Below are 18,071 nucleotides of genomic sequence, written 5' to 3'. Positions count from 1 at the left end.
GCGGGTGAATTCTTTCCTCACCAGTAGCCCAGCAGCTTCCACCATGCCCCGCCGATCAGCATCCAGATCAGCAGGTTAACCACGCTCATCACCCATCCCGCTTTCCACCACTCCCCCAGCGTCACATAGCCGGAGCCAAAGACGATCGGCGCGGTGCCGGTGCCGTAATGGGTCAGCGACATCATCAGCGAAGAAGAGAACGCCAGGATCAGGCCCAGCAACGCCGGCGGCGCCCCGAGCGCGATGCCGGCGGCGAAGAAGGCGGCGAACATCGCCGTCACGTGCGCGGTGGTGCTGGCGAAGAAATAGTGTGAATACAAATAGATGAGGGTCAGCAAGATCGTACCGCCCACCCAGCTCATGCCCATACGGTCGATGCCGTTGCCGACGGTTTGCGACAGCCAGCCGATCAGCCCCAGCTTGCCGAGGAAGCTGGCCATCATCACCAGCGCCGAGAACCACACCACGGTGTCCCAGGCGCCTTTATGCTTCAGCACATCCTCCCAGCTCAGCACGCCGGTGGCCAGCAATACCGCCAGGCCGATCAGCGCCGCAGTGGTGGGATTGACCGCCAGCGCCGGGCCGAAGACCATCGCCGGAATGCCGGCCCACAGCACCAACAGCAGCGCGAACACCCCGAGGGTAATTTTCTCCGGCAGCGTCACCGGCCCCAGCGCCTGCAGCTTTTCGCGCGCGAAGCGCGGCGCGTCCGGCGTGCTTTTCACCTCAGGCGGATACAGCAGGTAAATAACCAGCGGCATCACGATCAACGAACACAGCCCCGGCACCAGGGCGGCGACCGCCCACATCGACCAGGACAGCTCGAAGCTGCCGTGGGTGCCTTTGGCGATCAGGCTGACGATCAACGGGTTAGGCGCGGTGGCGGTGATAAACATCGCCGAGGTGATCGGGTTGATGTTGTAGTTTACCAACGACAGGTAGCGGCCGATTTTGCCGGAGGTATTGAGCTCGGGTTTGGAGCCGAAGCTGTCGGCGATCGACTTCATGATCGGGTGAATGATGCCGCCGCCGCGCGCGGTGTTGCTCGGCGTCACCGGCGCCAGCGTGGTTTCCGCCAGCGTCAGCGCGTAAGCGATGCCCAGCGTCTTCTTGCCGAACAGCGAAATAAAGTAATAGCCGATGCGCGCGCCCAGCCCGGTTTTGTTCAGGCTGAGGGAAATCATGATCGAAAAGCCGATCAGCCAGATCAGCTGGTTGGAGAAGCCGCTGAGCGCATCGTCCAGCGCGGCGCCCGGCTTGCCCGGATTGGTGACGCCGGTCACCGCCACCAGAGCGATGGCGATCACCGAAACCGCGCCGATCGGCATCGCCTTGCCGATGATGGCGATGATGGTGCCGATAAACAGCGCCAGCAGTTGCCAGGCGTTGGGCGCAACGCCCTCCGGCACGGGAATGAGGAACCAGATAATCAGCGTGGCGCCAAGGGCGCACAGGGAAGGAAGCGGTTTGAGCGGTGTGAGTTTATCCATAACGTTCCCACTGTTCTAAACGACAGGGCGGCATCTCAATAGCGAGATGGGCGTGGGCGCAGCGATCGCGCGCCATATGCCTTCAGCTTGAGCGTCCGGCTTAGCCTTCTCAATGACTTGCATCAAGAATGCCGTCGTTTAACCTTACACTTCACGCACTTTGGCGCTCATCCCGAGCGCCGCCAGCGCCAGCAGCGCCGCCATCCAATACACCGAACCATGACCGAAATTCTCCACCAGCGCGCCCTGCAGCACCCCGGCCAGGATCACCCCGGTAGAGATGCTGTTGGTGAACAGCGTGGTGGCGGCGCCCGGCCGGCCCGGCATCAAATCCTGAAAATAGAGCATGCCGATACCGGCGACGATGCCGATAAACACCGCGTTAAGCAGCTGCAGCGCGATCAGGGCCGGCTTGGTCGCCAACACCGTCAGCCCGAGATAAAACAGCACGCCCGCCGCCACCGCCAGCAGCATCATGTTGCGCTTGCCGAAGCGTTTGACGTAATAACCGGCCAGTAGCATTGCCGGGATTTCCAACCCGGCGGCAGTGCCCATCAGCACCCCGGCCAGCCCTTCCGGCAACCCGAGATCGGCGGTGATATACAGCGGCATATCGATGATATACAAGGTATTGCAGGTCCACATCAGCATCGAAGCGATGAACAGCAGCCACACATCGCGATTGCGCCAGGCGCTGGCGGGCGCGATCGGCGCAGACATCCCGCCCTGCAGCCCCCCATTCTCCGCCGCACGCGGCACCGAAGGCAGCATAAATCCCACCAGCAGCACGCAAACCGCGAAGGTGGCGGCGGCGATCAGGAACATCACGGTGAACCCGTAGTTCAGCGCCAGCGCAAACGACAGCGGCGGGCCGATCACCCACGCCAGCGAAAGCTGGGCGCGCATCACCGAGCTGAACATCACCACTTCTCGCGCCTCGCTGTCGGCGTATTCCCGCGCCAACGCGAAAATTTGCGGCATGGCGGTGTTGGCAACGGCGGACATCAGCACCCCGGCGGTGATCAGCGTCAGGTAATCGCGGTTAAAGGCGAACAGCAGGCAGTTGCCGACCGCCATCAGGCAGCACAGCAGGATCAGCCTGCGCCGATCGCCGCGGGTGTCGGAACGTTTGGCCAGCAGGAAGCTGACCACGATGCCGGCCACCGCGTTGGCGGTGTAAAACAGCCCGACCCACAGCGGCCGCACTTTGACTTCGGTGGTCAGAAACAGACTGAGCGTCGGCGTCAGCAACGCGCCGGCGATGCCGGAGAGAAAAGCGATCAGCAGGAAGGCGGCGAAGATGGGGTTAATGCGCAGTGACAACCGGCTCAGGCGTTGCATATCGTCTTCCCTGACCTCAAAGCAGAAGAAAGAACCTTAGGCCACGACGAGGAAAAAGCAAGCGCATCGCCATGACCGCGCATAAAAAAACCAGTGGGTCGCCCCACTGGCTGGTGAAACAGCACCATTACTCAGAAACTTGTTGCCGCAGCCCCTACAGGTGCTCGCGATACTGCTTATCGGTCATCTCTTTAATGTCCCATTGCGTCAGGTGCGCCAGCATCGCCAGCCGCGCCTGTTCGGGCACCACGCTCAGCCAGTCGGCGCGCTGGCGGCGCACCGCGCTGAAATAGCGCTGATAGAACGATTTGGATAAGAAAGCTTTCATGATTACGCCCTCCCCTTTCATTGATGAAAATTATCGGCGTAATATAGGGAAAGAAAAATTGACGAGTTGAAGCGGGAGTGTTCCTCTTTTATGTCCACGTCCAGATTGCAGCAGCAGTTCATCCGCCTGTGGCAGCGCTGCCACGGTGAAACCACCGACACCACGCTGCAGGATCTGGCGGAGGTGCTCAGCTGCTCGCGGCGCCACGTGCGCTCCCTGCTGAGCGCCATGCAGCGGGAAGGCTGGCTTACCTGGCAGGCGGAGTCGGGGCGCGGCAAGCGTTCGCGGCTAACCTTCCACTACACCGGCCTGGCGCTGCAGCAACAGCGGGCCGAGGAGTTGCTGGAACAGGATCGCATCGATCAGCTGGTGCAACTGGTGGGCGACAAAAACGTGGTGCGCCAGATGCTGCTGTCGCAGCTGGGGCGCAGCTTCCGCCAGGGGAAGCACATCCTGCGGGTGCTCTACTACCGGCAGTTGTACAATCTGCTGCCCGGCTCGGCGCTGCGGCGTTCGGAAACCCATCTGGCGCGCCAGATCTTCAACGGCCTGACGCGCATAAATGAGGAAAACGGGGAACTGGAGTCCGATCTGTCTCACCATTGGCAGGCGCTGACGCCGCTGCACTGGCGGTTTTACCTGCGCCCGGCGATCCATTTTCATCACGGCCGCGAGCTGGAGATGGCGGACGTCATCACATCCCTCTCGCGTCTGACCGCGCAACCGCTGTTCTCGCATATCGAGAGCGTCACCTCGCCGACGCCGTTCGTTATCGACGTGCATCTGCGCAGCCCCGACCACTGGCTGCCCTGGCTGCTGGGCAGTGTGCAGGCCATGATCCTGCCGCGTGAATGGCGCGAACTGCCGGATTTCGCCCGCCATCCGGTCGGCACCGGCCCCTACCGCGTGGTGCGCAATCTTCCCAGCCAGATGAAGATCCACGCTTTCGACGACTATTTCGGCTACCGGGCGCTGATCGACGAGGTGAACATCTGGGTGCTGCCGGAGTTCTCCGAAGAACTGGTGCACTCCGGCGTGCAGCTGCAGGGCGATGAAACCGGCAAAAACGAACTGGAAAGCCGACTGGAAGAGGGCTGTTATTTCTTGCTGTTCGATCAGCGCTCCCCGCTGGCCGCCGACCCCGCCATTCGCAGTTGGCTGTGCGAATTGATCAACCCCATTTCGCTGCTGAGCCGCGCCGGGCCGCTCTACCAGCGCTACTGGTCGCCGGCGTACGGCCTGCTGCCCCGCTGGCACCACAACCGCGCGCTGGCGCAGCAACCCAAACCGGCGGGATTGACCGAACTGACGATGACCCACTTCAATGAGCATTCGGAGTTTCACGCCATTCGCCAGGCGATTGAACCGCTGCTGGCGCAGCACGGCATCCGCCTGATCGTGCAAAGCGTGGATTACGCCACCTGGCACCAGGGCGACGCGCGCAGCGATCTGTGGCTCGGCAGCGCCAACTTCTATCTGCCGCTGGAGTTTTCGCTGTTCGCCACGCTGTACGAACTGCCGCTGATGCAGCACTGCATGAACGAAGATCTGGCGCAGGACGCGGCGCTGTGGCGCGCCAACCGCTTGCCGCTGGCGGAGTTCTGCCAGCGTTTGGTCAGCAACCACCAGTTGCATCCGCTGTTCCACCACTGGCTGCAGCTGCACGGCCAGCGCAGCATGCGCGGCGTGCGGATGAACACCCTCGGCTGGTTCGACTTCAAGTCCGCCTGGTTTGCCCCGCCGGAGACATAAGCGCCTTTCGCCCAAGTCGGTTAATCTTTACAATAGCGCCGTCTCAACGGGGTGCGGAGAGCCGGGCCGCCTAATAAGCCCGATTTTCCGCTGAGAGCACACCCGTCGAACCTGATCCGGTCAATACCGGCGGAGGGATTTGAGCCCAGCGAACCGGCGACGCCGCCTCGCCCCCTCAGATGCCCTTGCCCCCTTATTTTTCAGGAGTGCAACGTGGTCAAAAAATATCTGCCCTGCTTATTGCTGCTGTGCGCCGCGCCGGCGTTCGCCAAGCCGACGCTGACGGTTTACACCTACGATTCCTTCGCCGCCGACTGGGGCCCTGGCCCGGCGGTGAAAAAAGCCTTCGAAGCCGAATGCGGCTGTGAACTGAAGTTCGTCGCGCTGGAAGACGGCGTCTCGCTGCTGAACCGCCTGCGCATGGAAGGCAAAAACAGCGCCGCCGACGTGGTGCTGGGGCTGGACAACAACCTGCTGCAGGCGGCGCAGCAAACCGGCCTGTTCGCGCCGAGCGGCGTCGACACCGCCAAGCTGACGGTGCCGGGCGGCTGGCAGGACGCGACCTTCGTGCCTTACGACTACGGGTACTTCGCCTTCGTCTACAACAAAGAAAAACTGAAGAACCCGCCGAAAAGCCTGCAGGAGCTGGTCAGCGGCGACCGCAACTGGAAAGTGATCTACGAAGATCCGCGCACCAGCACGCCGGGGCTCGGCCTGCTGCTGTGGATGCAAAAAGTGTATGGCGACGAGGCGCCGGCCGCCTGGCAGCAGCTGGCGAAGAAGACCGTCACCGTCACCAAAGGCTGGAGCGAGGCCTACGGCCTGTTCCTGAAAGGCGAAGGCGACCTGGTGCTCAGCTACACCACGTCTCCGGCCTATCACCTGATCGAAGAGAAAAAAGACCTTTACGCCGCCGCCACGTTCAGCGAAGGCCACTACCTGCAGGTGGAAGTGGCGGGCAAGCTGAAAGCCGCCAAACAGCCTGAGCTGGCCGAGCGCTTCATGCAGTTCATGGTGACGCCGGCATTCCAGAACACCATCCCGACCGGCAACTGGATGTACCCGGTGATCAACACCCCGCTGCCCGTCGGTTTTGAGCAGATGAACGTGCCGCAGACCGCGCTGCAATACAGCGCCGAAGAGGTGGCCAAACAACGCGGCGGTTGGATCCGGGCATGGCAAACCGCCGTCAGCCGCTGATCCCCCGTTGGCTCTGGCCGGGGCTGCTGGCCGCCGGCGTGATCCTGCTGGTCGCCGCACTGGCGATGGGCTCACTGTGGCGTCACGCGCCGGACAGCGACTGGCGCGGCCTGTGGCAGGACAGTTACCTGTGGCACGTGGTGCGCTTCACCTTCTGGCAGGCGCTGTTGTCGGCGCTGATTTCGGTGCTGCCCGCCGTTCTGCTGGCGCGTGCGCTCTATCGCCGCCGTTTCCCCGGCCGGCAGCTGCTGCTGCGGCTGTGCGCCATGACGCTGGTGCTGCCGGTGCTGGTGGCGGTGTTCGGCCTGCTCAGCGTCTATGGGCGCCAGGGCTGGCTGGCGACGCTGTGCGGCTGGCTGGGCGTCGAGTATGGCTTCTCGCCCTACGGGCTGCAGGGCATTCTGCTGGCGCACCTGTTCTTTAACCTGCCGCTGGCCACCCGCCTGTTGCTGCAGGCGCTGGAGAACATTCCGGTGGAGCAGCGCCAGCTGGCCGCCCAACTGGGTATGAACGGCTGGCAGCAGTTCCGCTTCGTCGAATGGCCGGCGCTGCGTCGCCAGATCCTGCCGAGCGGCGCGCTGATCTTCATGCTGTGTTTCGCCAGCTTCGCCACCGTGCTGTCGCTGGGCGGCGGGCCGCAGGCCACCACCATCGAACTGGCGATCTACCAGGCGCTGAGTTACGACTACGATCTGGGGCGTGCCGCCATGCTGGCGCTGATCCAGCTGGGCTGTTGTCTCGGGCTGGTGTTGATCAGTCAGCGCCTGAGCCAGGCATTGCCGGTGGGGCATACCCACGCCCAGCGCTGGCGCAATCCGGAAGACAGCCTGTGGCGGCGCATCAGCGATTTTCTGCTGATCGCCGCCGCCCTGCTGCTGCTGCTGCCGCCTCTGCTGGCGGTGATCGCCGACGGCGCCAATCAGGCCATTGTCAGCGTGCTGCGCCAGCCGGTGCTGTGGCAGGCGCTGTTCACGTCGCTGCGCATCGCCCTCGGCGCCGGGCTGCTGTGCGTGGCGCTCACGATGATGCTGCTGTGGAGCAGCCGCGAGCTGAAACTGCGGCAGCAGCTGCACGGCGGCCAGGCGCTGGAGCTGAGCGGCATGGTGATCCTGGCGATGCCGGGCATCGTGCTGGCCACCGGCTTCTTCCTGCTGCTGAGCGATACAATTGGGTTGCCGCAGTCGCCCTATGCGCTGGTGATCCTCACCAATGCGCTGATGGCGGTGCCCTACGCGCTAAAGGTGTTGGAGAACCCGATGCGCGACCTCGCCGAACGTTACAATCCGCTGTGCCTGTCGCTGGATATCCGCGGCTGGCAACGGCTGCGGCTGATTGAGCTGCGCGCCCTGCGCCGCCCGCTGGCGCAGGCACTGGCCTTCGCCTGCGTGCTGTCGATCGGCGACTTCGGCGTGGTCGCCTTGTTTGGCAACGAGCATTTCCGTACCCTGCCTTTTTACCTGTATCAGCAGATTGGCGCCTACCGCAGCAACGACGGGGCGGTGACCGCGCTGCTGTTGCTGCTGCTGTGCTTCCTGTTGTTTACCCTGATTGAACGCTTACCGGGCCGCCATGCTGACGCTTGAAAAACTGACCTACCTGTATGAACACCTGCCGATGCGCTTTGATCTGCGCATCCAGCCGGGCGAGCGCGTCGCGGTGCTCGGCCCCAGCGGCGCCGGTAAAAGCACCTTGCTGAGCCTGATCGCCGGTTTTCTGCCGGCGGCCAGCGGCCGGCTGCTGCTGAACGGCGAAGACCACACCGCCACCCCGCCGGCCAAGCGGCCGGTGTCGATGCTGTTTCAGGAGAACAACCTGTTCGCGCACCTGACGGTGGCGCAGAACATCGGGCTGGGGTTGGATCCCGGTCTGCGCTTGACTGAACAACAGCGCCAACAGCGGGAGCACATCGCCCGTCAGGTCGGCCTGGAAGAGCGCCTGGAGCGCCTGCCGTCGCAACTTTCCGGCGGCCAGCGTCAGCGCGCCGCGCTGGCGCGCTGTTTGATTCGCCAACGGCCGATCCTGTTGCTCGACGAACCCTTCTCGGCGCTCGATCCGGCGCTGCGCAACGAGATGCTGCAGCTGCTGCAGACGGTATGCGAACAGCGCAACCTGACGCTGCTGATGGTGTCGCACAACCTCGACGACGCCGCACGCATCGCGCCGCGCACGCTGCTGGTGGTCGACGGCCGCATCTATTACGACGGCACGACGCAGGCCCTGATGGACGGCAGCGCGCCCGAAGCGCGCGTGCTGGGCATTTCGGGCAAAGCGTGATCTGACGCGCGTTTTTTATGCTGCGCCAATAAACCTGTTGTGCGAATTTTGCGCCTGTGTTTTTATAAAAACCTGACTTTTTTTACTGATGATAAGGTTCCCTGTGATCGCATCCTCGCTGACTTCGACCCTACTAGTTACCGCGCTACCAGCCGCGGTGGTCGTCGTGCGTGTGGTGGTGGTCGTCGGCAATGCGCCGTAGGGTCCGAATCAACGCATCGATTCCCAAACCCCGCCGGCGCAAACCGGGCGGGGTTTCTTGTTTTAGCACCCTGCCCAGCAAAGCTCACCGGCCTTGAGAAAGGACAGGAACATGGCAACTTCGGGCACGCCTCAACCGAGCACCCGCTTCACCGGCGCACAATTGATCGTTCATCTGCTGGAGCGTCAGGGCATCACCACCGTCGCCGGCATTCCCGGCGGCGCCGCGCTGCCGCTGTATGACGCGCTGAGCCAAAGCACCCGCATTCACCACGTGCTGGCGCGCCACGAACAGGGCGCGGGCTTTATGGCGCAAGGCATGGCGCGCGCCAACGGCAAGGCGGCGGTGTGCATCGCCTCCAGCGGGCCGGGCGCCACCAACCTGGTCACCGCCATCGCCGACGCCAAGCTCGACTCCATTCCGCTGGTGTGCATCACCGGTCAGGTGCCCTCCTCGATGATCGGCACCGACGCCTTCCAGGAAGTGGATACCTACGGCATTTCCATCCCGATCACCAAGCACAACCATCTGGTGCGCGATATCCGTGAACTGCCGCAGGTGATTGGCGACGCCTTCCGTATCGCCGAGTCCGGCCGCCCCGGCCCGGTCTGGATCGATGTGCCGAAAGACGTGCAAACCGCCACCATCACGCTGGAAGAGCTGCCGCCGATCGCCGTGCCGGACGCCGCTCCAAGCTTCGATCCGGCGCTGGTTTCGCAAGCGGCCGCGATGATCAATCAGGCGAAACGCCCGATCCTCTACCTGGGCGGCGGCATCATCTGCGCCGACGCCCACCGGCAAGCGGTGGAACTGGCCGAACGCGCCGGTCTGCCCACCACCATGACGCTGATGGCGCTGGGCGCGATGCCGGTGGAACACCCGCTGTCGCTGGGCATGCTGGGCATGCACGCGGCGCGCAGCACCAACTTCATTCTGCAGGAAGCCGATCTGCTGATCGTGCTGGGCGCGCGCTTCGACGATCGGGCGATCGGCAAAACCGAGCAGTTCTGCCCTAACGCCGCCATCATTCACGTGGATATCGACCGCGCCGAGCTGGGCAAGGTCAAACAGGCCAACGTGGCGATCCATGCCGACGTCGGCCAGGTGCTGCAACAGCTGCTGCCGCAGATCGACACGCAGCCGCGCAGCGCGTGGCTGAACACCGTCAATGACCTGAAACGCGAATTCCCGTTCAACATGCCGAACGCCGACGATCCGCTGAGCCATTACGGCCTGGTGCTGGCCGCCGCGCGCTGCGTGGACGACAGCGCCATCATCACCACCGACGTGGGTCAGCATCAGATGTGGGTAGCGCAGGCCTATCCGCTGAGCCGGCCGCGCCAGTGGCTGACGTCGGGCGGCCTGGGCACCATGGGCTTCGGTCTGCCGGCGGCGATCGGCGCGGCGTTGGCGGAGCCCGAACGTAAAGTGCTGTGCTTCTCCGGCGACGGCAGCCTGATGATGAACATTCAGGAAATGGCCACCGCGGTCGAGCACGATCTGGACGTGAAAATCATTTTGATGAACAACCAGGCGCTGGGGCTGGTGCACCAGCAGCAAACCCTGTTCTACCAACAGCGCATCTTCGCCGCCGCCTATCCGAAGCGTACCGACTTCCTGAAAATCGCCGCCGGATTCGGGCTGGATACCTGCGATCTGAACGCCGCGGAAGATCCGCAGGCGGCACTGGCTGAGGCGATCCAGCGCCCGGGTCCCTGCCTGATCCACGCGCTGATCGATATCAACGAAAAAGTGTTCCCGATGGTGCCGCCGGGCGCCGCCAACATCGACATGATTGGAGAATAAGCCATGCTGCAACCACAAGATAAACCCCAAGTGATCCTGGAGCTGGCCGTGCGTAACCATCCCGGCGTGATGTCGCACGTTTGCGGGCTATTCGCCCGCCGCGCGTTCAACGTCGAAGGCATTCTGTGTCTGCCGCTAAAAGACGGCCAGCAGAGCCGCATTTGGCTATTGGTCGCCGACGATCAGCGGCTGGAGCAAATGATCAGCCAGGTGGAAAAGCTGGAAGACGTGCTGCAGGTGAAGCGCCACAGCGAAGACGTGCGGGTATTTGAACAGCTGGAAGCGTTCTTCCAATAAGGCGAACGGGGGCTTTCGCCCCCTTTGGTCATTGACCCGACAACACCTGCCACAGCAGGTGGCGATACACCGGCATCAGCGGCTGCTGACTCAGCGCATAACCGACCGCCAGCGCCGCCAGCCAACTCAATCCGCAAACCACGCGCAGCCGCAGCGGCGTCAGCCAACGGCTCAGTCGATCGGCGTTGCGCTTGCCCTCACGCCACCAACGCCAGCTCAACCATACCGCCAGCCAGACCAGCAGCGCCGCCGCGAGCAGCAGCCACTTGAACATCGCGCTGTCGGCGCCGGCGGGAATATCGATCGCCACGCCCGCCAGAATGCCGGGGAAGAAATAAACCGGCGGCCAGGTCAGGCAACCGATGATGTTCGGCAGCGCGAACTTGTACGGCGGCAAATCGAGCATGCCGGCCACCATTGGCACCAGCGGGCGCGTCGGGCCGATGAAGCGGCCGATCAGAATGGTCGCCATGCTGTGCTGGTGCAAGGCATGCTCGGTTTTGTCGAGCAGCGCCTTGTTCTTCTTCAGGAATGACCAACGGTGTAAAGGCCCCTTGAACGCGCGGCCGACGAAATAAGAGATCCAGTCGCCGAGCAGACAGCCGACGATGCCCGCCGCCCAGGCGTAGTAAAAGTCCACCTTGCCGCTGCCGATCAGCGCGCCGATGCTGGCCATCATCACCGTGCCGGGCAGCAACAGCCCCACCAGCGCCAGTGACTCCAGAAAAGCGACCAGCAGGACGACCATCAGGGTGAAAGCCAGTGACTGGGTGATCAAATCTTGTAAATAGGCTTCCATTACACCTCTGCGGATTATTCGGGCCAAACGGGGCGGAGGATTTTCCAGCGCCGCCGCTGGCGAGTCAATCGATGAATTGTATGCGTATTTGGCAACGCCGCGCGGCGATGGACAATCACTGTATAAAAACCCATACTATAATTTATCTATATTAGCGCCAAAACCGACATCACGCTGAACGTCGCGCACGCCGCCCGGTGGAAAACGAAGGGGTTATGACTGCACTGCAACAGGGTTTCCTGCTCACTCGCCACTGGCGCGACACGCCTGCCGGCACCGAGGTCGAATTTTGGCTGGCGACCGACGCAGGCCCGCGTCAGCTGCGTCTGCCGCCGCAGACCTCGGTGGCGTTTATCCCCGCCGAACAAAGGCAGCGCGCGGAACTGCTGCTGCGGGAAGAGCGGCAAGTCGAACTAAAACCGCTGGCGCTGACGGATTTTCATCACCGCCCGATGCTGGGGCTGTACTGCCGCCAGCACCGTCAGCTCATCAAGCTGGAAAAACTGCTGCGGGAGGGCGGCGTTGCGGTCTACGAGGCCGACATTCGCCCGCCGGAGCGCTACCTGATGGAACGCTTCATCACCGCGCCGGTGTGGTTCAACGGCAGCCCCGACGGCGGCGGCCCGTTGCTCAACGGCCAGATGAAGCCGGCGCCGGAGTACCGTCCAACGCTAAAACTGGTGTCGCTGGATATCGAAACCACCGCCCACGGCGAACTTTACTCTATCGCGCTGGAGGGCTGCGGCCAGCGTCAGGTCTATATGCTGGGGCCGGCCAACGGCGGCGATACGCCGCTGGATTTCGATCTGGAGTACTGCGCCAGCCGCCCTCAGCTGCTGGAGCGGTTGAACGCCTGGCTGGAGCGGCACGATCCCGACGCCATCATCGGCTGGAACCTGGTGCAGTTCGATCTGCGAGTGCTGCAGAAGCACGCCGAGCGCTACCACATCCCGCTGCGGCTGGGACGTGGCGGCAACCTGCTGGAGTGGCGCGAGCATGGCTTCAAGCAGAATCACTTTTTCGCCGCCGCCGCCGGCCGCCTGATCATCGACGGCATCGAGGCGCTGAAATCCGCCACCTGGAATTTTCCCTCCTTCAGCCTGGAGTACGTTTCGCAGGCGCTGCTGGGCGAAGGCAAGGCGATCGACAACCCTTATCAGCGCATGGCGGAGATCGACCGGCGCTTCGCCGAAGACAAGCCGGCGCTGGCACGCTACAACCTGAAGGACTGTGAGCTGGTGACGCGCATCTTCGCCAAGGCCGATCTGCTCAACTTCCTGCTGGAGCGCGCCACCGTCACCGGGCTGGCGGCCGATCGCAGCGGCGGATCGGTGGCGGCCTTCAGCCACCTCTATATGCCGCGCATGCATCGCCTGGGCTTTGTCGCCCCCAACCTCGGCGAACAGCCGGAGGAGCACAGCCCCGGCGGCTTTGTGATGGACTCCCAGCCCGGCCTGTACGATTCGGTGCTGGTACTGGACTATAAAAGCCTGTACCCGTCGATCATCCGCACCTTCCTGATCGATCCGGTAGGATTGGTGGAAGGCATGCGCCACCCAAACGACGCCGACTCGGTGCCCGGCTTTCGCAACGCCCGCTTCTCGCGCAGCAAACACTGCCTGCCGGCGATCGTCGAACAGATCTGGCAGGGTCGCGAGGCCGCCAAACGCCAGCACAATAAGCCGCTGTCACAGGCGCTGAAGATCATCATGAACGCGCTGTACGGCGTGCTGGGATCGAGCGGCTGCCGCTTCTTCGATCCGCGGCTGGCGTCGTCGATCACCCTGCGCGGCCACGAGATCATGCGCCAAACCCGCGAGCTGATCGAAGCCGAAGGGTATCAGGTGATTTACGGCGACACCGACTCCACCTTCGTCTGGCTGAAACAGCCGCATGACGAGCAACAGGCGGCGCAGATCGGCCGGGCGCTGGTGCAGCGGGTCAACGCCTGGTGGCAACAGCATCTGCAGCAGCAGTTCGGGCTGGAGAACGCGCTGGAACTGGAGTTCGAAACCCACTATTCCCGCTTCCTGATGCCGACCATTCGCGGCGCCGAACAGGGCAGCAAAAAACGCTACGCCGGCCTGGTCGCGTGCGCCGACGGCGAGGAAGAGATGGTGTATAAAGGCCTGGAAACGGTGCGCACCGACTGGACGCCGCTGGCGCAGCAGTTCCAGCAGCAGCTCTATCAGCGCATCTTCAAACGGCAACCTTATCAGGACTATGTGCGCGACTACGTCGGCAAAACCCTGAACGGCGACTTCGACGATCAACTTGTGTACCGCAAGCGGCTGCGCAGAAAGCTCGATGACTATCAGCGCAACGTGCCGCCGCACGCCCGCGCCGCGCGCATCGCCGACGACTACAACCGCAGCCAGGGGCGGCCGCTGCAGTATCAGAACGGCGGCTGGATCAGCTACGTGATGACCGTGGCCGGGCCGGAACCGCTGGAAACCCGCCATTCGCCCATCGACTATCAGCATTACCTTGAACGCCAGCTGCAACCGGTGGCAGACGCTATACTCCCTTTCTTGCACGACGATTTCACCACGCTGGTTACCGGGCAGATGGGGCTGTTTTGAGATTGCGCCAGGTTAAGAAAAATCATCCGGTTTTGCAGGTGACGAACGCGCCGCCTTCCATTACCATAGCGCCCTTCCCAAAACTGAACCACGCTTAGCCCTGCCGTCTCGCGACGTCTGCATGGCGTGAACGGCTATTGCCCGCCAAATTTAAAACAAACCGGGATTAGCAGACGTTCAGTACAGGTGCCGCGGCCCTTCCCGCCCGGTAACAAGACTTACTTACAAAGAATCGAGCCGACAATATATGCCTTTTACTCTTGGTCAACGCTGGATCAGCGACACGGAAAGCGAATTAGGACTGGGCACCGTCGTGGCGCTGGACGCGCGCATGATTACCCTGCTTTTCCCCGCCACCGGTGAAAACCGCCTCTATGCCAGAAACGATTCGCCGATCACCCGCGTGATGTTCAACCCGGGCGATACCGTCAGCAGCCACGAGGGGTGGCAGCTGCAGGTGGAAGAGGTGAAAGAGGAAAACGGTCTGTTGACCTATATCGGCACCCGCCTGGATACCCAGGAAAGCGGCGTGGCGATGCGCGAAGTGCTGCTGGACAGCAAGCTGACCTTCAGCAAACCGCAGGATCGCCTGTTCGCCGGCCAAATCGACCGCATGGACCGTTTCGCGCTGCGTTTTCGCGCCCGCAAATACCAGAGCGAGCAGTATCGCCTGCCGTTCGCCGGCCTGCGCGGCATGCGCGCCAGCCTGATCCCGCACCAGCTGCACATCGCTCATGAAGTCGGCCAGCGCCATGCGCCGCGCGTTCTGCTGGCGGACGAAGTCGGCCTCGGCAAAACCATCGAAGCCGGCATGATCATCCACCAGCAACTGCTGGCGGGCCGCGCCGAGCGCGTGCTGATCGTGGTGCCGGAAACGCTGCAGCACCAGTGGCTGGTAGAGATGATGCGCCGCTTCAACCTCTATTTCTCGCTGTTCGACGACAGCCGCTACGCCGAAGCCAAGCTCGACAGCAGCAACCCGTTCGAGACCGAACAGCTGGTGATCTGCTCGCTGGACTTCGTGCGCCGCAACAAGCAGCGCCTGGAAGAGCTGGCGGACGCCCAGTGGGATCTGCTGGTGGTCGATGAAGCGCACCACCTGGCCTGGAGCGAAGAAGCGCCGAGCCGCGAATATCAGGTGATCGAACAGTTGGCCGAGCATATCCCCGGCGTACTGCTGCTGACCGCCACCCCGGAACAGTTGGGCCAACAGAGCCACTTTGCGCGCCTGCGCCTGCTCGATCCGAACCGTTTCCACGACTACGGCGAGTTCGTCGCCGAGCAGCAGAAATACCGTCCGGTGGCCGACGCCGTCACCCTGCTGCTGAGCGGTGAACGCCTGGCTGACGACAAGCTTAACCTGCTGGGCGAGCTGATCGACGAACAGGACATCGAACCGCTGCTCAAGGCCGCCAACAGCGAAGGCGACAACGCCGAGCAGGCGCGTCAGGAGCTGGTGGCCATGCTGATGGATCGCCACGGCACCAGCCGCGTGCTGTTCCGCAACACCCGTAACGGCGTGAAGGGCTTCCCGCACCGCAACCTGCACCAGATCAAGCTGCCGTTGCCAACCCAATATCAGACCGCGATCAAAGTGTCCGGCATCATGGGCGCCAAGAAATCCGTCGAAGCGCGCGCGCGCGACATGCTGTACCCGGAGCAGATCTATCAGGAATTCGAGGGCGAAAACGCCACCTGGTGGAACTTCGACCCGCGCGTCGAGTGGCTGCTGGATTACCTGCTGGCCAACCGCAACGAAAAGGTGCTGGTGATCTGCGCCAAGGCCGATACTGCGCTGCAGCTGGAGCAGGTGCTGCGCGAGCGTGAAGCGATCCGCGCCGCGGTGTTCCACGAAGGGCTGTCGATCATCGAGCGCGACCGCGCCGCCGCCTACTTCGCCTCCGAAGAGGAAGGCGCGCAGGTGCTGCTGTGTTCCGAAATCGGTTCCGAAGGCCGCAACTTCCAGTTCGCCAGCCAGCTGGTGATGTTCGATTTGCCGTTCAACCCGGATCTGCTGGAGCAGCGTATCGGCCGTCTGGACCGTATCGGCCAGATGCACGATATCCAGATCATGGTGCCTTACCTGGAGCACACCGCACAGGCGGTGCTGGGCCGCTGGTTCCACGAGGGGCTGGATGCCTTCGAACACACCTGCCCAACCGGCCGCACCATCTACGACAGCTGCTACGAGCAGTTGATCGGCTATCTGGCCGCGCCGACTGAACAAGAAGGCTTCGACGAATTCATCCACGCCTGCCGCCAGCAGCATGACCAGTTGAAAGCGCAGCTGGAACAGGGCCGCGACCGCCTGCTGGAGATGCACTCCAACGGCGGCGACAAAGCCCAAGCGCTGGCCGCCGCCATCGCCGAGCAGGATAACGACGTCAACCTGGTGGGCTTCGCGCTCAACCTGTTCGACATCGTCGGCATCAATCAGGAAGACCGCAGCGACAACCTGATCGTGCTGACGCCGTCCGACCATATGCTGGTGCCGGACTTCCCGGGCCTGCCGCAGGACGGCTGCACCGTCACCTTCGATCGCGATCGGGCGCTGTCACGTGAAGACGCGCAGTTCGTCAGTTGGGAACACCCGATCATCCGCAACGGCCTGGATCTGATCCTGTCCGGCGATACCGGCAGCTGCGCGGTGTCCCTGTTGAAAAACAAAGCGTTGCCGGTCGGCACCCTGCTGGTTGAGCTGGTGTACGTGGTGGAAGCCCAGGCGCCGAAACACCTGCAGCTGACCCGCTTCCTGCCGCCGACGCCGATCCGCATGCTGATGGATCGCAAGGGCACCAACCTGGCGGCGCAGGTCGAGTTCGAAAGCTTCAACCGCCAGTTGAACGCAGTCAACCGCCACACCTCCAGCAAGCTGGTCAACGCCGTGCAGCAAGACGTGCACGCCATGCTGCAGCAGGCGGAAAGCCTGGTGGAAGCGCAGGCGCGCACGCTGATCGAACAGGCGAAGCAAGAAGCGGACGACAAGCTGAGCGCCGAGCTGGCGCGTCTGGAAGCGCTGAAGGCGGTCAACCCGAACATCCGCGACGACGAAGTCGAAGCGCTGGAGTTCAACCGCCGTCAGGTGCTGGCCAACCTCAATGAAGCCGGCTGGCGCCTGGACGCCATTCGTCTGGTGGTGGTCACCCACCAGTAACCGGCGCGACATGGGGAGGCCACCGTCTCCCCGTTCGGCCCTTTTCGCGGAGCCAAGATGGAACCCTACAATCCCCCGCAGGACCCGCTGCACATCCTGTATCAGGATGAACACATCATGGTGGTCAACAAGCCCAGCGGCTTGCTGTCGGTGCCCGGCCGCGCGCCGGAGAACAAAGACAGCCTGATGACCCGCATTCAGGCCGATCATCCGGCCGCCGAATCGGTGCACCGGCTGGACATGGCCACCAGCGGGGTGATCGTGGTGGCGCTCAACAAGGCCGCCGAACGTGAGCTGAAGCGTCAATTCCGCGAACGCGAGCCGAAGAAATCCTATATCGCCCGCGTTTGGGGGCATATGGAACATGACGAAGGACTGGTGGATTTGCCGCTGATCTGCGATTGGCCGAACCGGCCGCTGCAAAAGGTGTGTTTTGACACCGGCAAAGCGGCGCAAACGGAATATCAGGTGCTGTCGCGCGACGCCGACGGCAGCACGCGCGTGAAGCTGACGCCGATCACCGGCCGCTCGCATCAGCTGCGGGTGCACATGCTGGCGCTGGGGCATCCGATCCTCGGCGACGGTTTCTACGCCCCGCCGGAGGCTAAGGCGATGGCGCCACGGCTACAGCTGCATGCGCAAGAGCTGCGCATCACCCACCCCGCCTTCCAGACGCCGATGCACTTTCGCGCCGAGCCGGATTTCTGAGCCCACCGCTCAGGGATACCCTAAATAATTAGAGTTGCAGGAAGGCGGCAACCAAGCGCAGCCCCGGGAGCGTACAAAAAGTACGTAACCGGGGTAAGCGCGGGCAGCCAATACACCTGCGGCTCGAAGTATGACGGG

At 63.1% G+C, this 18,071-nt stretch carries 14 protein-coding genes and 1 riboswitch; of the genes, 10 read left to right on the top strand and 4 right to left on the bottom strand.

Annotated elements, in window-relative coordinates; all coding sequences use genetic code 11:
• Positions 1-17: 17 nt before the first annotated feature.
• The 3 genes from J0F90_RS03530 to sgrT all read right to left on the bottom strand — a co-directional run bounded on the left by J0F90_RS03530 (position 18) and on the right by sgrT (position 3,159).
• On the bottom strand, positions 18-1,490 hold the full coding sequence (locus J0F90_RS03530; RefSeq protein WP_033641250.1) for a DASS family sodium-coupled anion symporter: 1,473 nt from the start codon (positions 1,488-1,490) through the stop codon (positions 18-20).
• Positions 1,491-1,634: 144 nt separating this feature from the next.
• Positions 1,635-2,831: an MFS transporter gene (locus J0F90_RS03525; RefSeq protein WP_033641249.1), complete on the bottom strand. Its 1,197-nt coding sequence runs from the start codon at positions 2,829-2,831 to the stop codon at positions 1,635-1,637.
• 154 nt (positions 2,832-2,985) lie between these two features.
• Positions 2,986-3,159 carry a glucose uptake inhibitor SgrT gene (gene sgrT, locus J0F90_RS03520; RefSeq protein WP_072009629.1) on the bottom strand — a complete coding sequence of 58 codons (174 nt, stop codon included), beginning with the start codon at positions 3,157-3,159 and terminating at the stop codon, positions 2,986-2,988.
• Positions 3,160-3,249: 90 nt separating this feature from the next.
• On the opposite strand from sgrT, the gene sgrR reads away from it, so the two are divergent.
• From sgrR to ilvN, 7 genes are all read left to right on the top strand, one after another.
• On the top strand, positions 3,250-4,911 hold the full coding sequence (gene sgrR / locus J0F90_RS03515) for an HTH-type transcriptional regulator SgrR (protein WP_033641248.1): 1,662 nt from the start codon (positions 3,250-3,252) through the stop codon (positions 4,909-4,911).
• A 37-nt stretch (positions 4,912-4,948) separates the two neighbouring features.
• Positions 4,949-5,067: riboswitch (TPP riboswitch) on the top strand.
• Between the two features lie 57 nt (positions 5,068-5,124).
• On the top strand, positions 5,125-6,111 hold the full coding sequence (thiB, locus tag J0F90_RS03510) for a thiamine ABC transporter substrate binding subunit (RefSeq protein ID WP_033641247.1): 987 nt from the start codon (positions 5,125-5,127) through the stop codon (positions 6,109-6,111).
• Positions 6,087-7,694: a thiamine/thiamine pyrophosphate ABC transporter permease ThiP gene (gene thiP / locus J0F90_RS03505; protein WP_033641246.1), complete on the top strand. Its 1,608-nt coding sequence runs from the start codon at positions 6,087-6,089 to the stop codon at positions 7,692-7,694. Before thiB ends, thiP begins: the two co-directional genes overlap by 25 nt.
• On the top strand, positions 7,681-8,385 hold the full coding sequence (gene thiQ / locus J0F90_RS03500) for a thiamine ABC transporter ATP-binding protein ThiQ (protein ID WP_033641245.1): 705 nt from the start codon (positions 7,681-7,683) through the stop codon (positions 8,383-8,385). The genes thiP and thiQ overlap by 14 nt, the downstream gene beginning before the upstream one ends.
• A gap of 88 nt (positions 8,386-8,473) precedes the next feature.
• A complete protein-coding gene (ivbL, locus tag J0F90_RS03495; protein WP_154747116.1) occupies positions 8,474-8,587 on the top strand; it encodes an ilvB operon leader peptide IvbL in 114 nt (37 codons plus the stop codon).
• Between the two features lie 111 nt (positions 8,588-8,698).
• The gene (gene ilvB / locus J0F90_RS03490) at positions 8,699-10,393 is read left to right on the top strand and encodes an acetolactate synthase large subunit (RefSeq protein ID WP_033641244.1); all 1,695 of its coding nucleotides are present in this window, start codon (positions 8,699-8,701) and stop codon (positions 10,391-10,393) included.
• 3 nt (positions 10,394-10,396) lie between these two features.
• Positions 10,397-10,690: an acetolactate synthase small subunit gene (gene ilvN, locus J0F90_RS03485; RefSeq protein ID WP_016929110.1), complete on the top strand. Its 294-nt coding sequence runs from the start codon at positions 10,397-10,399 to the stop codon at positions 10,688-10,690.
• A gap of 28 nt (positions 10,691-10,718) precedes the next feature.
• Here the strand turns inward: ilvN and J0F90_RS03480 are convergent, their stop codons facing one another.
• A complete protein-coding gene (locus tag J0F90_RS03480; RefSeq protein WP_033641243.1) occupies positions 10,719-11,489 on the bottom strand; it encodes a DedA family protein in 771 nt (256 codons plus the stop codon).
• Between the two features lie 215 nt (positions 11,490-11,704).
• On the opposite strand from J0F90_RS03480, the gene J0F90_RS03475 reads away from it, so the two are divergent.
• From J0F90_RS03475 to rluA, 3 genes are all read left to right on the top strand, one after another.
• Positions 11,705-14,071 (top strand): DNA polymerase II, encoded by a 2,367-nt coding sequence (locus J0F90_RS03475; protein WP_033641242.1) that lies wholly within the window; start codon positions 11,705-11,707, stop codon positions 14,069-14,071.
• Positions 14,072-14,318: 247 nt separating this feature from the next.
• Positions 14,319-17,225, top strand: coding sequence for an RNA polymerase-associated protein RapA (gene rapA, locus J0F90_RS03470; protein WP_033641241.1), 2,907 nt, complete (start codon positions 14,319-14,321; stop codon positions 17,223-17,225).
• A gap of 57 nt (positions 17,226-17,282) precedes the next feature.
• Positions 17,283-17,933, top strand: a complete 651-nt coding sequence (gene rluA, locus J0F90_RS03465; RefSeq protein ID WP_016929114.1) for a bifunctional tRNA pseudouridine(32) synthase/23S rRNA pseudouridine(746) synthase RluA — start codon at positions 17,283-17,285, stop codon at positions 17,931-17,933.
• Positions 17,934-18,071 lie beyond the last annotated feature (138 nt).

The organism is Serratia marcescens subsp. marcescens ATCC 13880 (assembly GCF_017299535.1).
Lineage (GTDB): Bacteria > Pseudomonadota > Gammaproteobacteria > Enterobacterales > Enterobacteriaceae > Serratia > Serratia marcescens.
Note: the sequence above shows the minus strand (reverse complement) of the source record. Positions and strands in the feature narration are given on the sequence as shown.